This window comes from Streptomyces sp. L2, from assembly GCF_004124325.1.
GTDB lineage: Bacteria > Actinomycetota > Actinomycetes > Streptomycetales > Streptomycetaceae > Streptomyces.
Genome location: NZ_QBDT01000001.1, coordinates 3,909,744 through 3,924,080, shown reverse-complemented (window position 1 = coordinate 3,924,080; position 14,337 = coordinate 3,909,744). Strand labels below are relative to the sequence as shown.

Genomic DNA, 14,337 nt, shown 5'->3' with positions numbered 1-14,337 from the left:
AGAGCTGTGCACGGGGCTTGACCCCGCTGCGCCACTGCTGGATGCTCCATTCTCGGCCACACCACTGAAATCAAGCCACACGAAGACGAGCCCGTCACGGGGAGTGCTCCGGCGCATTCGGTCCGTAAGTGATCGTTGTGAATGCGTCGTCGGACAGGGATTGGCCGGTTTCCGGTACAGGCCAATGGGGCATCCACACCGTGGCGTGGGGCAAAGGAGGTCTCGGGGGTGGCGTTGGTGGTGGCACAGGAGGTGCCCACGTCGTCGAGCATGGCCGTACCCCATGGCCCTGCGGGCGTGGGGAAGGCGCGGCACCGGATGCGCGCGCAGCTGCGCGGCGGCGGCGTTTCGGAATCAGTCATAGACGATGCCGTACTGATCCTTTCCGAACTTTTGAGCAACGCGTGCAAACACGGGCGCCCGCTGGGCGACGCACCGGCCGGTGACGGCGATGTCCGTGCCGCCTGGCAGGTGGACGCGCGCGGGCGGCTCGTGGTGGAGGTGACGGACGGCGGCGGCCCGACCAGGCCGACCCCGGCGACCCCGTCGGTCACCGCGCACGGCGGCCGCGGGCTCAACATCATCACCGCGCTCGCCGACGACTGGGGCGTCCGGGACGACGTCCACGGCGAGGTGACGGTCTGGGTGCTGGTCCACGAGGACGTGCACGGTCCGGACGCCGGACGGCACCGGGACGACTTCGCCGCACTGGGCTGCGCCCGGCCGGCCGTCGCCCCGATGTCCTCCGCGATCCCGGCGCTGACCGAGCTCGACTTCGCAGAGGCGTTCGAGAACCTGGACTGAACCGGCCCGGTTGCGGGCAGCGTCCACAGGCCACAGCTCTCCGGCCGCGGGCGTCGTCCACAGGCCACAGGTTTCTCGGCCGCAGGCGTTGTCCACAGGGTCGGTCCATCGACTGCGGCTTCAGTGGCCGGCCACGCGGGCCGTTGTCCACAGGTTCCCGTCGGCCGTGGCGTGAACGGCTAGGCTCGCGCCGTACGAGACGAGCCGCAACCGGGAGACACCCACGATGGCCAAGAAGCGCCCCCAGACGAAGGCCAACCGCCCGCAGCTCAGCGACGAAGAGATCCCGGTCGTCGGTGCCCGTGAGCCCTGCCCGTGCGGCAGCGGCCGACGGTACAAGGCGTGTCACGGCCGGGCCGCGGCGCACGCGGTGACCGAGCTGGTGCAGCGTCCGTTCGAGGGGCTGCCCGGCGAATGCGACTGGGTGGCGCTGCGCGAGCTGGTCCCGGCCGCCACGGTGGAGCTGCCGCTCAAGGACGGCCTGCCCGGGGGCGTCCCGTCGGTCACGCTCGCCACGGTGCTGCCGATGGCCTGGCCCGCGCTGCGCCGCGACGACGGCTCGGTGCTCCTCGGCCTGCAGAACGACACGGCGTCGGGTGACATCAGCCGCGACCTCGCCGACACCCTTCGGCGCGCCCTGGAGGCGGAGCCCGGAAGTCCCGTGCAGGGCCGGCGTGCCCCGGCCGACGGTCCGCGGCTCCAGGACCTGCTCGACCCGCAGGGCGCGTTCGAGCCAGTCGTGCACAGCGGCTTCGAGTTCTGGGTGCCGGACGCGGACAACGCCGCCCCGGAGGTGGCCGCATCCCTGGAGCGGGCCAACGCCGCCGCGATCCCGACGGTGAAGCTCACCGGCGTGGACGCCGCCTACTGGTGCGAGACGCCGGAGAAGAACCACCTGCGCTGGGTCATGCCGCACCCGGAGGAGCAGCTTCTGGACGCTCTCGCCCGGCTGCACGCGGCGGGCCGCTCCAGCCTCGGCGAGGGCACCAGGCTCGTGGGCTCCTTCCGTGCTCACGGCCTCACCGTCCCGGTCTGGGACCTGCCGAGCGGGGCCACCGCGGAGAACATCGAGAAGCCGGCCGCCGAGTTCGCCGAGCGCCTCGCCGCCGCCCTCGCCTCCCCGGAGCCGCTGACGCCGGAGCAGCGCCGGGCCCGCGGCGGACTGACCAACCGGCAGGTCACGCTCAGCTGACGCACCGCGCCCCCGTCGGCACAGCTGACCGGCCGGTCAGTCGTGCCGACGGCACCGGAACGGGTGACTCCTGTCACAACTCCCCGCCGTGACAGGGAAATCGGTGTCTGAATGGCCGAGATCGAATTTGCGAACCGGCGATCTCTTGTTACCGTTCAGGTAGCCCGGTTGCTGGTGCATCCCCCGTCGCCAGCAACCGGGTCTTCGCATGCCCCCGGTCCGGCTCCGGAAAGTGGGCGGACAGTCCCCGCTCCATCTCCGGAAAGCCGGAGCACAGTCCCCGGATCCGCCTCCGGATAGCCGACTGACAGTCCCGGGTCAGCCGTCGGCCAGTCCTCGGACGGTCACCGGTCAAATCGCCGGACAGCCTCCGGACAGTCGTCGGCAGCCCCCGACCCTCAGACCGTGCGGCCTCAGACCGACCCGCCTCAACTTCCTTCCGCCTCCCCGGAGTTGCTGCCCGACCGCAGCAGCAGCGGACTGTCCACGCCGTGCGCGGCGAACTCCGAGACGGCCGTGTAGCCGTCCAGCGCGCCCCGGGTGTGCTCACGGGGCGTCTCGCAGGCGGCCGGCTCGTCATCGGTCGCCGCGGCACAGCGCATCTGCAGGGTGTGGCCGCCCGGCTCCATCAGGCTCAGCACCGTGTCCAGGGCCTTGCCGCTGGTGTTGCGGTAGTAGGTGCGCCCCCAGGTGTCCTCGCCCTGGGTCAGCACGCAGGTCTGCGCCTCGACCCCGTCGGGTGAGGTGAGTTGGGGACCGCAGCGGGCCGCGGTGGCCAGGCCCAGGCCGAGCACCAGCGGGGAGGTCCGGCCGCCGGCGGGCAGCTTGGCGTCGTCGGGCGACTCGGCCCGCTCGGAGTGTCGTACGGCGTTCCGGGCCGCCGCCGTACCGTCCGACGCCCGCCCGGTGTCGCCCGCCGGCCCCGCCGACGCCACGGCCAGCGGCAGCGCGACCACGGCCACCACGACTCCCGCGAGGGCGAGCAGCCGAAGCCTGCGGGGGTCCGGCCCGCTCCGGTGCGCGGCGCGGGCGCCGTGTCCCCCTGAAATTCGCAGCATGTGCGGACGATAACGACCGCCGGAGGGCGACCGGCCCCGCCCGCGCCGGACACCCCGGCAACTCGGACCCGCTCACACCCGTACGAGTGAGCGCCCGGACACGCGCCCACGGAACACGCCCCCGAGGCGTCCGCTCCGGAGCACCAGGCGCTGCAGGGGTCAGCCCGTGCCGTGCGTCAGGCGCCCGAGCATCAGGCGCTCCCCATCCCGGAGCCGAGCCGGAGCCGGAACCTGAACCGGAGCCGGAGCCGGAGCCGCTACAGCTCGGGCGCGCTCACACCCCGGCGCGTCAGCGCGTCGACCACGGCGTCCACCACGGCCTCCACGTCGGGCACCCAGGGCGCGGCCGAGCCGGGCAGCGGCGCGCGCTCCCAGCGGATGGCGCCCTGGCCGGTCTCCGACGGCGGAAGGGCGAGGTAGCCGCCCTCGCCGTGGAACCGCAGCGAGCCGGGCACGAAGTCCTTCGCGTACAGCAGCTCACCCAACTGCTCCATGGTGTACGGCTTCACGAGCAGCGCCCACCGGGTGGGCGAGGCGATCACCGGGCCGAGGCGCATGCCCCGCTTGTCGAGCAGGGTGAGGGCGTGGGAGGCGGCGAGCGCCGGCAGGCTGACCGCGCAGGGCGCCTTGCCGCCGGTGGCCAGGACGATCGGCGCGGCCGGCCGGTTGGTCCACCACCAGCGCACCATGCGCGCGTCGGTGGTGGCCGCGAGCAGGCCGGGTTCGAAGGGGTGCGCACCGGGCACCGTGCACTCCGGGTCGGGGCAGGCGCAGCGGGCCCGGCCCTCGGGGTCCGGGGCCACACCCGGGAGTACGGGCCACTGCCATTCCGTCGCGAAGGTCAGGGCCGCGCTGATCGGCTCAGGCCTCCCGCCGTTCCGCCTGGACAGGAGCCTGCGTCGCCTTCCGAGGATCTCGCGCATGAGCGCTCGTTCCTTTCCGTTGCACCGCTGGCAACACCGAGGACCACATCACACCATGTGTCGATCACTTCACTGTGCGTACCTGTTGGCGCATCACACCCCTGCGCATGACAGGGGGAACCCCAAGGGGTCGAGCAGGGGCCGCGTCCGCGTCCATAGTGCGTCTATCAAAAGCACGGTTGCGGCGTGGGGGTGGCGAAGTCTGGCGTTTTGCGTCGCGCGTGTTCCTCTTCGCCTCCGCCACGGGAGGATGGGGCTCGGCCGTCGGTGGTTATGACGCCCGGGTCCGTCGCCAGGTTCCGGGTGGTCCCCAACCACCCCTGGCCTTCTCCGAGTACGTACCCATCACGACCGCTGTGACGCTCCGTGGAGCACGCCCAGTCGACCGCAATGAACCGTTACCCGAGGCAGTTTTCAGCCAACTTGGCAGTAAGGCAAGGGGTCTGGAGGGAACGCACTCCAGACCCATGGACACCAGGAATCCCGGCAGGACAATGCTGGACATCCCCTCACGAGTGCGTGTACATGTGGAGACACTGCTAGCGGCGCAGAATGACATGGGGGTTCGCGATGCTTTTGAGCAATACGCACCGGTCTGGAAGCCGGACGACATGAACGCCCCGCACCCTTCGAAAGTGGCTGGAATCGATTCAGCGGTTCCCACGCCCGCACACACTGTCGCGCCCACCTCACACACCACAGGTGCCGGCCCCTCTCATCCTGTCCCCGCCGTCCCCGCGCCGGGCGCCCCCGCCCCCGGAGCGCTGCTCCAGGACCGGCTGGCCGGCTGGGTCTCCGACCTCACGACGCTGCACGAGCTGACCGAGCGGCTGTCCCGGACGAGCACGCTGGAAGCCGCTCTCCAGGAACTGCTGCGGGCCGGCTCCGCGCTGGTCGGCGCCCGCCGGGGCCTCGTGGTCCTGGAGCCCGCCGACGGGCTCGGCCCGCACAGCACGATCGGCCTCGGTCTCGGCCGCGCCGATCTCGGCCACATGGAGACCGTGCCGCGCGGCTCCCAGCCCTACGGCCCCCTGCTCGATACCGGTGCCGGCACCGGCACCGGAACCGGGGGCGTCACCGAGATCGTCCACCCCGACCTGCTCGCCGAGGACGGCCTCGACCCCCGGCACCGCGAGGTCGCCGCCCGCCTCGGCTACGCCGCCAGCTACGCCCTCCCCCTGTCCACGTCCGCCGCCGGCCGCCTCGGCGCCGCCGTCTGGCTGTACGACGAGCCCGCCGAGCCGGACGAGCGCCGCCGCCACCTCGCCGGCCTGTACGTCCGCCACACCGCCGAGCACCTGGCCCGGCTGGTGGAACTGGAACGCACGCGCGCGTGCATGGCGACCATCACCGATGAACTGCTGCCCGCCCGGCTGCCCCGCGTGGCCGGCGTCCAGCTCGCCGCCCGGCACCGCACCGGGCCGCGCGGCGGCGGCGACTGGTACGACGCGCTGCCGCTGCCGGACGCCGCCCTCGGCCTCTCCGTCGGCTCCGTCACCGGCTCCGGGCCCAGCGCGGTGGCCGCCATGGGCCGGCTGCGCGCCTCCCTGCGGGCGTACGCCGTGATGGAGGGCGAGGACCCCGTCGCCGTCCTGTCCGACCTGGAGCTGCTGCTGCGCCTCACCGAGCCCGCCCGCTGCGCCACCGCGCTCTTCGCCTACTGCGAACCGGCGCTGCGCAAGGTCACCCTGGCCGGCGCCGGGCACAGCCCGCCCCTGCTGATCGGGGAGCGGCGCACCGAGTTCGCCGAGACCTCCGTCTCCGCGCCGCTCGGCATGCTCGCCTGCTGGGAGGCGCCGAGCGTGGAGATCCAGGCCGAGGCCGGCGAGACGGTCCTGCTCTACACCGACGGGCTGCTGCACCGTACCGGCGACCCGATGGACCGGGCTTTCGCCCGGCTGCACGCGGCCGCCGCGAGCGTGCCCCGCTCCCTGCGCACCGACCCCGAGGCCATCGCCGACCACGTCCTGCGCACCGTCCTGCCGGACGGCCTGGACACCACCGACAGCGAGGAGGACGTGGTCCTCCTGGCAACCCGTTTCGACTGACCCCGGCCCACCCGGCAACGCCCGTGAGCCGCCGGGCGGCGGGGCAGCAGGGGGCGGGGCACCCGGGGGCGAGGCACCCGACGGCTGGGCAGCCGGGCCGCGGCCCGACGATGGCCGGCGCGCGGTCGGCAGGTGGTCCCGCCGCGTCCCGGCCGGGCAGGGCGTCGGTGATATGACCGGGCATAGCAGGTCATCCGACCCCGTCCCACTCCGGTACGACCGTACGATGATGGAGGCCCCCGCTCGGCCACAAGCAGGAGCGCCGCGGGCCCCGGGGGAGATCACATGGCGTATCGAGGAGGATCACGTGTCCGACGAACTCAACCCGGTCGTGCCCGACACCGCTACCGCGGAGGGCCCGGAGACTGAGTCCGAGGAGCCCATCAAGCAGCGCAAGAACGGCCTGTACCCGGGCATCTCCGACGAGCTGGCGGAGAACATGAAGTCCGGCTGGGCCGACACCGAGCTGCGTGACCTGAAGCCGATCCCGCACGCCGCCGAGACCGCCCGCCGACGCGCCGCACTCTCCGCCCGCTTCCCGGGCGAGCGCCTGGTGATCCCGGCCGGCAACCTGAAGACCCGCTCGAACGACACGGAGTACGCCTTCCGTGCCTCGGTCGAGTACGCCTACCTCACCGGCAGCCAGACGGAGGACGGCGTCCTCGTCCTGGAGCCCACCGCCGACGGCCACCGGGAGACGATCTACCTCCTGCCCCGCTCCGACCGGGAGAACGGCGAGTTCTGGCTCTCCGGCCAGGGCGAGCTGTGGGTCGGTCGCCGCCACTCCCTCGCCGAGTCCGAGGCGCTGTACGGCATCCCCGCCTCCGACGTCCGCGAGCTGGCCGGCACGCTGCGCGAGGCCACCGGCCCGGTCCGCGTGGTGCGCGGCCACGACGCCGGCATCGAGGCCGCCCTGACCGACAAGGTCACCGCCGAGCGCGACGAGGAACTGCGCGTCTTCCTCTCCGAGGCCCGCCTGGTCAAGGACGAGTTCGAGATCGGCGAGCTGCAGAAGGCCGTCGACTCGACGGTCCGTGGCTTCGAGGACGTCGTCAAGGTCCTCGACAAGGCCGAGGCGACCAGCGAGCGCTACATCGAGGGCACGTTCTTCCTCCGCGCGCGCGTGGAGGGCAACGACATCGGCTACGGCTCCATCTGCGCGGCCGGCCCGCACGCCTGCACCCTGCACTGGGTCCGCAACGACGGCCCGGTCCGCTCCGGCGAACTGCTTCTGCTCGACGCGGGTGTGGAGACGCACACCCTCTACACCGCCGACGTCACGCGCACACTGCCGATCAACGGCACGTACGACGCACTGCAGAAGAAGATCTACGACGCCGTGTACGACGCCCAGGAGGCCGGCATCGCGGCCGTCCGGCCGGGCGCCAAGTACCGCGACTTCCACGACGCCGCCCAGCGCGTCCTCGCCGAGCGGCTCGTCGAGTGGGGCCTGGTCGAGGGCCCGGTCGAGCGGGTCCTGGAGCTGGGCCTGCACCGCCGCTGGACGCTGCACGGCACGGGCCACATGCTCGGCCTCGACGTCCACGACTGCGCCGCCGCGCGCGTGGAGACGTACGTGGACGGCACGCTGGAGCCCGGCATGGTGCTCACGGTCGAGCCCGGCCTGTACTTCCAGGCCGACGACCTGACGGTGCCCGAGGAGTACCGGGGCATCGGCGTCCGTATCGAGGACGACATCCTCGTCACGGAGGACGGCAACCGGAACCTGTCGGCGGGCCTGCCGCGCCGCTCCGACGAGGTCGAGGCGTGGATGGCCTCCCTGAAGGGCTAGCCACGGCGTCCCTGAAGGGCTGAGCCACGGCGTCCCTGGAGGGCTTGAGCCACGGCCTTCCTGAAGGGCTGAGCCACGTTCCCGGTGGCCGGGTACCGATACAGGTGCCCGGCCACCGGCGTGTGTGCCTCTGGGCGCGAAGGCTCTAGAAGACGGCCGGATCGCCGTCGTGCAGGACCCGCTGGAAGAGGCGGCAGTCGCGCCACGCCCCGTTGATGTGCAGGTAGTCGGGGGCCAGACCGATCGGCTCGAACCCGCACTTGCCCAGCACCCGCTGCGAGGCGGCGTTGTCGACCAGCGTGGACGCCTCGATGCGGTGCAGCCCCACCGTGTCCCGGGCGGCCTCGCAGACCTGCCGCACGGCCGAACTCGCCAGCCCCCGGTTCTGCTGGTCGGCGCCGACCCAGTACCCGAGGTAGGCGCTGCAGAACGGGCCCCGGGTGATGCCGGACAGGGTGATCGTGCCGACGATCCGCCCGCCCGCGGCCTCCATGACCCAGGGCACCAGGGCCCCTTCGGCGAGCTGCCCCAGCAGCCCCGCGACGCGCTCCGCCTGCCCCTGCTCGGTGAAGAACGACTCCGTCCGGACCGGCTCCCACGGTTCGAGGTGCTTCCGGTTCTCCGTGTACGCCGAGGCCAGGGCCCCCGCGTCGCCTTCCGCGAGCAGCCGCAGCACCACTCCGTCCGCTATGTCCCCACTCCCGACCATCATGCGGGGCACTCTAGGGCCTACCGAGCGCCCAGGGCCCGCATCGCCTGTCGGTTCGTCACGCCGTGAGCAGCGAGGGGTCCGTCTTCCACTTGAGGATCTTGTCGAAGCTCACCACCGTGCCCCGCCGGCCCGGCTTGGCGCCGATGTGGACGTGGTCGGCGAGTTCCTGGATCAGGCACAGGCCCCGCCCGTGCTCGGCGTCCGGCCGGGGCGGCCGCAGCGTCTGGGTGCGGTGGAACCCGGTGCCGGAGTCGGCCACCTCGATACGGCACTTCTCACCGTCGAGGTAGGCGGTCACCCGGTAGGCCTCCGACGCGCCGTCCGGTGTGCGCCCGCCGTGCTCGACGGCGTTCGCACAGGCCTCGCTGAGGGCGACGGACAGGTCGTAGGAGACGTCCGGGTCGACGCCCGCGGTCTCCATCGTGCCGATCAGCAGCCGACGGGCGAGCGGCACGCTCGCGGCCTCGCGGCGCAAATGGAGTGACCACCAGATGCTCATGCTCCAGCCTCCCGGCCGCGGCTCGACATACGAATACCTATTGCCGCCCGTACCGGCCCGTAAGCACCCCGATGACGTGACTCCCCCCATACGGGCGATGCGCCCCGGAAGGTTTCGGTGTATGAGAACCGCAGAGGGCACGCCCCAACTGCGCGAACCCCGCGCGGCACCGCAAACCGCGGGCTGCCGTAAGAGTGTCGTGAAGCCAGTGGGATGATGGGCCCCGCCATGTCTGCCCCCCACCCGCGCGGGACGCGCTCCGGACATCCGCTCCGGATTCTCAGGGCCGCGGTGTTCGCCGCGGTCTGCGTCGTGCTTGCCGCGGCCGGGCACACCCTGGCGTCCTGCGCGACCGTCCCCCTGTGGACGCTCGGCGCGGGCTTCCTCGGCTCCCTGGTGCTCGTGGCGCCGCTCGCCGGGCGGGAACGCTCACTGCCCGGCATCGCCGCGCTGCTCGCGCTCGGCCAGACCGTCCTGCACACGCTGTTCGGGCTCGGCCAGCACGGGATGGCGATGGGCTCCATGGCCATGGGATCCATGCCGACGGGCCGGGCCGGCGCGCCGCCGGCCGGCCCGGTGCACACGATCCTGAGCGACGGCACGCTCGTCGAACGGGCCGCGCGGCTCCTGTGCGGCTCCGGCGCCACGTCGCTCACGCCCGGGCACGCCTACCGGCTGCTGCTCGACGCACACCTCATCGACCCCTCGGGCCGGGCCGTCGGCAGCCTCCCCGCCCCGCACCACGCGTACGACGCCGCCGGCGCCTCGGCGGCCCTGCTGCCGTCCCTGCCGATGCTCCTCGGCCACGTCCTCGCGGCCCTGGCCGCCGGCTGGCTGCTGCGTCGCGGCGACCTCGCCCTGCTGCGCCTGATCGACCTGTCGGCCCACGGGGTCGCGGAGGCCGCGCTCGTACGATCCCTGCGCGCGGCCCTCGCCCTGGTGCGCGCCCTGCGTGCCGGGCCGCTGCCCGCCGCCGGGCCGGCCCCCTGCGGCCACCGCACGGACCGGGACGAGGTACCCGCCCCGCACACCACCGCTCTGCAGCACACGGTGATCCGGCGCGGCCCGCCCGCCGCCGCGTTCCTCCTCGCCGCCTGACGCGACACGACCTCCCCCGACCGGTTCCGGACCGGGCCGGGAGGCGGGCCGCCGTCGTGCGGCCCGCGCGCGTGCGCGACCTGGAAAGCCCTCGTACCCGGCGGACAGCCGGCAGGGGCAGGCCCGAGCGGCCGCCCAGGCGTACGCGTACCTCCCGTCATCACCGGAACCCACCCAGTGGAGTGCTCCCCGCCATGAAGGCAACTCGTATCGCCGCCGTCACCGCCGCCGCGGGCACGGCCGTTCTCGCCCTCGCCGTCCCCGCCTCCGCGCACGTCACCGTGCAGCCCGAAGGCGCCGCGGCCAAGGGCGGCTACGCGGTCGTCGACTTCAAGGTCCCCAACGAGCGTGACAACGCCTCGACCGTCAAGCTCGAGGTCAACCTGCCCGCCGACCACCCGGTCGCCTCGGTCATGCCCGAGCCGGTCCCCGGCTGGACCGCCCACATCACGACGTCCAAGCTGGCCAAGCCGCTGACGGTGCACGGCAAGAAGATCGACGAGGCCGTCACCAAGGTCACCTGGACCGCCGACGGCAAGGGCATCCAGCCGGGCTACTTCCAGAAGTTCCCCGTCTCGCTCGGCGCCCTGCCCGAGGACACCGGCCAGCTCGTCTTCAAGGCACTCCAGACGTACTCCGACAACGAGGTCGTCCGCTGGATCGAGGTGCCGCAGAAGGGGCAGGACGAGCCCGAGACGCCGGCGCCGGTGCTGCGGCTGACCGCCGCGGCCGACGACCAGGGCGCATCCGGCGCCCAGGACACGTCGGCGAAGACCGGACAGCAGACCGCCGCGGCGGACGACACGCACGACGACACCGACACCACCGCACGCGTGCTCGGCGTTGTCGGCATCCTCATCGGGGCCGCGGGCGTGGCCTACGGCGTCTTCGCGGGCCGCCGCCGGTCCGCCTGAGCCCACACCGTTCCGTCCGCGCACCGGGGTCGTGCGACGCTGTCGTACGACCCCGGTGCGCGCCGGAGTTCACACATCTGGGACATTTCTCTATGCGCAAGAAGACGTTCGCCGCGGCCGCCCTGCTCGCCGCCGCCTCCTTCACCCTCTCCGCCTGCGGCAGCGACGACGCCGGCAAGTCGCCCGTCTCCGTGGTCGGCGAGACCGGCCCCGCCAAGGCCGGAACCGTTCTCGACCAGCCGTTCAAGAAGCCCGACCTGGTGCTCACCGACACGCACGGCAAGAAGTACGACCTGCGCGCCGAGACCAAGGGCCACCCGACGCTGATCTACTTCGGATACACCCACTGCCCCGACATCTGCCCGACGACGATGAGCAACATCGCCGTCGCCAAGAAGTCCCTGCCCCAAGCCGAGCAGAACGACCTCAGAGTCGTGTTCGTCACCACCGACCCGGCCCGCGACACCCCCGCCGAACTGGGCAAGTGGCTCAAGGGCATCGATCCCCAGTTCATCGGGCTGACCGGGGACTTCGCCGCCGTCAAGGCCGGCGCCCGCTCGGTCGGCATCGCCATCGAGCCGACCAAGAAGGACAAGAACGGCAAGCTGGTCTCGGTCCACGGCACCCAGGTCGTCGCGTTCTCCCCGAAGACGAACGCCGGATACGTCCTCTACGGCGAGGACACCACCGTCGACGACTACACCAAGGACCTGCCGAAGATCGTCAAGGGGGAGACCCCGTGAGGCGCGCCGTCCTGCCCGCTGCCGCCCTCGCCGGTGCCCTCGCGCTCGCTCTCGCGGGGTGCGGTTCGGACTCCGGCGCGGGCTCCGGCTCCTCGAAGGCCGACCTGTCCGTCAGCTCCGCCTACATGCCGCAGCCGGTCTCGGCCGACATGGCGGCCGGCTTCCTGACGATCAGCAACAAGGGCGGCGCCGGGGACGAACTGACCTCGGTCACCAGCGCCACCGCCGGCGAGATCACCATGCACAGCACCGTCGGCGGCGCCATGGAGGAGAAGTCCTCCTTCGCCATACCCGCGCACGGTCAACTCGTGTTCAAAAGCGGCGGCAACCATCTGATGTTCGAGAAGCTGAAGCGCAAGCCGAAGCAGGGCGACACGGTCACGCTCACGCTGAAGTTCGCCGAATCCGGACCCCTCACCGTCGAGATGCCGGTCAAGTCCGCCACGTACAACCCGTCGACCGGCCACTGAGGGAGGGACCACCTTGACGCGGACCATCACCCCCCGCCTGCGCACCCTGCTGCTGCTGTTCCTCGCCGTCACCGGCGCACTGCTCGCGGGCGCCGCGCCGGCCTCCGCACACGCGGCGCTGACCGGCAGCGACCCCGCACAGGGGGTGGTGGTCGACAAGGCACCCACCCAGGTCTCGCTCACCTTCTCCGAGAAGGTGGCGATGAACGACGACTCCCTGCGCGTCCTGGACCCCAGGGGCAAGCCGGCCCAGACCGGCAAACCCGCCAACGTGAGCGGGACGACGTACGCCGTCAAGCTCAAGAGCGGCCTCGGCAAGGGCACCTACACGGTGACCTACCAGGTCGTCTCCGCCGACAGCCACCCCGTCTCCGGCGCCTACACCTTCTCCATCGGGGCGCCCTCCCAGACCGTCGTCTCCGGGACCGCTCCCGCCGCGGGCGGCGGCACCGTCGGCTGGCTCTACGCGCTCGGCCGGTACGTGTCGTACGCCGGGTTCATCGTGCTGGTGGGCGGCGCCGCCTTCGTCCTGGCCTGCTGGCAGCGCGGCTCCGGGGTGCGGGCCGTGCAACGGCTCGTCGTCGGCGGCTGGCTCGCGCTCACCGCGGCCACCCTGTGGCTGCTGCTCCTGCGCGGCTCCTACACCAGCTCCGGGAAGCTCGCCGACGTCTTCGACCTCGACCTGCTCGGCCAGGTCCTGCAGACCAAGTCCGGCGCCGCTCTGGTCTCCCGGCTGCTGCTGCTCGCCGCCGCCGCGCTGTTCGTGGCCGTCCTCTTCGGCGCCTACAACCGGCGGGAGGAGGAAGCGGAGAAGCGGGACCTGACCTTCGGGCTGGCGGTCGGCGGAGTCGTCGTCGCGGCCGGGCTCGCGGCGAGCTGGGCCATGGCGGAACACGCCTCGACCGGACTCCAGCCGGGCATCGCCATGCCCGTCGACGTCGTCCACCTGCTGGCGGTCGCCGGCTGGCTGGGCGGGCTCACCGCCCTGCTGGTCGCCCTGTACCGGGCGCCCGCCGAGACCCCGGTCGAGTCCGCGGCCGTCCGCCGCTTCTCCCGCCTCGCCTTCGGCTGCGTCCTCGCGCTGGTCGCCACGGGCGTCTACCAGTCCTGGCGTCAGCTGGGCTCCTGGTCGGCGTTCACCGAGACGCGGTACGGACAGCTGCTGCTGGTCAAGATCGGACTCGTCGCGCTGATGGTGGGCATCGCGTCGGTGTCCCGTCGCTGGACGGGCCGGCTGGCGGACACGAGCGCCGCCGCAGACGTGGCCGAGCAGGCGACGAAGGCACCCGAGAAGGAGCAGGTCGGCTCGACCGCCGGCAAGAAGACGGCATCGGGTGCGGGAGCCGCCGGGGTGTCCGCATCGGGCGCGGGGGCCTCCGAGGGGCCGGCATCGAGTGGAGGAGCCGCCGGGAAGTCCGCAGTCGGCACGGGCGTCGCGGAGGAGTCCGAGGAGCCCGAGGAGTCCCAGGAGTCGTCCGGTGGGGCCGCCGACAGCAAGCGGGCCGCTCAGCTCGCGCGGCAGCGGGCCGCCGTGGACACCGCCCGGCAGAAGCGGCTGAGGGACGGCGACCCGCACCGCTTCGGCCTGCGCCGCTCGGTGCTCGCCGAGGCCGGGGTCGCGGTCGTCCTGCTCGCCGTCACCACCGCGCTGACCCAGACCGAGCCCGGCCGCACCGAGCAGGAGGCCAAGGCGGCTGCCTCGTCCTCCAGTTCCGCCGCGGCCTCCTCGTCCTCGTCCGGCGCGGTGACCCTGGACATGCCGTTCGACACCGGCGGTACGGACGGCAAGGGCCTGGTCCGGCTCGACCTCGACCCCGCCCGTGTGGGCGGCAACGAGATGCACCTCTACGTCCAGCGGCCGAACGGACGTGCCTTCGACATCCCCGAGGTGAAGGTCGAACTCACCCTGGAGGCGAAGAAGATCGGCCCGCTGCCCATCACCCCCGACCACATCACCACCGGCCACTGGGCGGCCACCGGAGTGCAGATCCCCATGGCGGGCGACTGGAAGATCGCCGTGACCGTGCGGACCTCCGACATCGACCAGGTGACCGTCTCCAAGAACGCGCAGATCGGCTGAACCG

At 72.6% G+C, this 14,337-nt stretch carries 13 protein-coding genes; 9 read left to right on the top strand and 4 right to left on the bottom strand.

What is annotated here, in order from left to right; all coding sequences use genetic code 11:
- The first annotated feature begins 141 nt into the window (after positions 1 to 141).
- Both DBP14_RS17295 and DBP14_RS17290 read left to right on the top strand, forming a co-directional pair.
- A complete protein-coding gene (locus DBP14_RS17295) occupies positions 142 to 804 on the top strand; it encodes an ATP-binding protein (protein ID WP_129308099.1) in 663 nt (220 codons plus the stop codon).
- A 226-nt stretch (positions 805 to 1,030) separates the two neighbouring features.
- Positions 1,031 to 1,996: a DUF5926 family protein gene (locus DBP14_RS17290; protein WP_129308098.1), complete on the top strand. Its 966-nt coding sequence runs from the start codon at positions 1,031 to 1,033 to the stop codon at positions 1,994 to 1,996.
- Positions 1,997 to 2,424: 428 nt separating this feature from the next.
- Here DBP14_RS17290 and DBP14_RS17285 read toward each other — a convergent pair whose 3' ends face one another.
- Together DBP14_RS17285 and DBP14_RS17280 are read right to left on the bottom strand one after the other, a co-directional pair.
- The gene (locus tag DBP14_RS17285; RefSeq protein WP_241740949.1) at positions 2,425 to 3,054 is read right to left on the bottom strand and encodes a hypothetical protein; all 630 of its coding nucleotides are present in this window, start codon (positions 3,052 to 3,054) and stop codon (positions 2,425 to 2,427) included.
- A gap of 257 nt (positions 3,055 to 3,311) precedes the next feature.
- On the bottom strand, positions 3,312 to 3,977 hold the full coding sequence (locus DBP14_RS17280) for a bifunctional DNA primase/polymerase (RefSeq protein ID WP_129308097.1): 666 nt from the start codon (positions 3,975 to 3,977) through the stop codon (positions 3,312 to 3,314).
- A 494-nt stretch (positions 3,978 to 4,471) separates the two neighbouring features.
- Here DBP14_RS17280 and DBP14_RS17275 point away from each other — a divergent pair, with 494 nt between their 5' ends.
- Together DBP14_RS17275 and DBP14_RS17270 are read left to right on the top strand one after the other, a co-directional pair.
- The gene (locus tag DBP14_RS17275; protein ID WP_206739453.1) at positions 4,472 to 6,025 is read left to right on the top strand and encodes a PP2C family protein-serine/threonine phosphatase; all 1,554 of its coding nucleotides are present in this window, start codon (positions 4,472 to 4,474) and stop codon (positions 6,023 to 6,025) included.
- 307 nt (positions 6,026 to 6,332) lie between these two features.
- Positions 6,333 to 7,817, top strand: a complete 1,485-nt coding sequence (locus tag DBP14_RS17270) for an aminopeptidase P family protein (protein ID WP_129308095.1) — start codon at positions 6,333 to 6,335, stop codon at positions 7,815 to 7,817.
- Positions 7,818 to 7,962: 145 nt separating this feature from the next.
- On the opposite strand, the gene DBP14_RS17265 is transcribed toward DBP14_RS17270, so the two are convergent.
- The gene (locus DBP14_RS17265; protein WP_129308094.1) at positions 7,963 to 8,529 is read right to left on the bottom strand and encodes a GNAT family protein; all 567 of its coding nucleotides are present in this window, start codon (positions 8,527 to 8,529) and stop codon (positions 7,963 to 7,965) included.
- A gap of 55 nt (positions 8,530 to 8,584) precedes the next feature.
- Positions 8,585 to 9,028: an ATP-binding protein gene (locus DBP14_RS17260; RefSeq protein WP_129308093.1), complete on the bottom strand. Its 444-nt coding sequence runs from the start codon at positions 9,026 to 9,028 to the stop codon at positions 8,585 to 8,587.
- Between the two features lie 228 nt (positions 9,029 to 9,256).
- On the opposite strand from DBP14_RS17260, the gene DBP14_RS17255 reads away from it, so the two are divergent.
- From DBP14_RS17255 to DBP14_RS17235, 5 genes are all read left to right on the top strand, one after another.
- Positions 9,257 to 10,126 (top strand): hypothetical protein, encoded by an 870-nt coding sequence (locus DBP14_RS17255; protein ID WP_164992346.1) that lies wholly within the window; start codon positions 9,257 to 9,259, stop codon positions 10,124 to 10,126.
- Between the two features lie 194 nt (positions 10,127 to 10,320).
- Positions 10,321 to 11,040 carry a YcnI family protein gene (locus DBP14_RS17250; RefSeq protein WP_129308092.1) on the top strand — a complete coding sequence of 240 codons (720 nt, stop codon included), beginning with the start codon at positions 10,321 to 10,323 and terminating at the stop codon, positions 11,038 to 11,040.
- A gap of 92 nt (positions 11,041 to 11,132) precedes the next feature.
- Positions 11,133 to 11,783 carry an SCO family protein gene (locus DBP14_RS17245; RefSeq protein WP_129308091.1) on the top strand — a complete coding sequence of 217 codons (651 nt, stop codon included), beginning with the start codon at positions 11,133 to 11,135 and terminating at the stop codon, positions 11,781 to 11,783.
- The gene (locus tag DBP14_RS17240) at positions 11,780 to 12,253 is read left to right on the top strand and encodes a copper chaperone PCu(A)C (RefSeq protein WP_129308090.1); all 474 of its coding nucleotides are present in this window, start codon (positions 11,780 to 11,782) and stop codon (positions 12,251 to 12,253) included. The genes DBP14_RS17245 and DBP14_RS17240 overlap by 4 nt, the downstream gene beginning before the upstream one ends.
- Before the next feature lie 13 nt (positions 12,254 to 12,266).
- Positions 12,267 to 14,333, top strand: a complete 2,067-nt coding sequence (locus tag DBP14_RS17235; RefSeq protein WP_129308089.1) for a copper resistance protein CopC — start codon at positions 12,267 to 12,269, stop codon at positions 14,331 to 14,333.
- Positions 14,334 to 14,337: the final 4 nt, after the last annotated feature.

Bases quoted from the DNA above. Each gene is read 5' to 3' on its own strand.
- DBP14_RS17275 (WP_206739453.1), top strand. From the start codon at position 4,472: ATGCTGGACATCCCCTCACGAGTGCGTGTACATGTGGAGACACTGCTA.
- DBP14_RS17250 (WP_129308092.1), top strand. From the start codon at position 10,321: ATGAAGGCAACTCGTATCGCCGCCGTCACCGCCGCCGCGGGCACGGCC.
- DBP14_RS17285 (WP_241740949.1), bottom strand. From the start codon at position 3,054: ATGCTGCGAATTTCAGGGGGACACGGCGCCCGCGCCGCGCACCGGAGC.
- DBP14_RS17245 (WP_129308091.1), top strand. From the start codon at position 11,133: ATGCGCAAGAAGACGTTCGCCGCGGCCGCCCTGCTCGCCGCCGCCTCC.
- DBP14_RS17255 (WP_164992346.1), top strand. From the start codon at position 9,257: ATGTCTGCCCCCCACCCGCGCGGGACGCGCTCCGGACATCCGCTCCGG.
- DBP14_RS17265 (WP_129308094.1), bottom strand. From the start codon at position 8,529: ATGATGGTCGGGAGTGGGGACATAGCGGACGGAGTGGTGCTGCGGCTG.
- DBP14_RS17290 (WP_129308098.1), top strand. From the start codon at position 1,031: ATGGCCAAGAAGCGCCCCCAGACGAAGGCCAACCGCCCGCAGCTCAGC.
- DBP14_RS17260 (WP_129308093.1), bottom strand. From the start codon at position 9,028: ATGAGCATCTGGTGGTCACTCCATTTGCGCCGCGAGGCCGCGAGCGTG.
- DBP14_RS17295 (WP_129308099.1), top strand. From the start codon at position 142: ATGCGTCGTCGGACAGGGATTGGCCGGTTTCCGGTACAGGCCAATGGG.
- DBP14_RS17280 (WP_129308097.1), bottom strand. From the start codon at position 3,977: ATGCGCGAGATCCTCGGAAGGCGACGCAGGCTCCTGTCCAGGCGGAAC.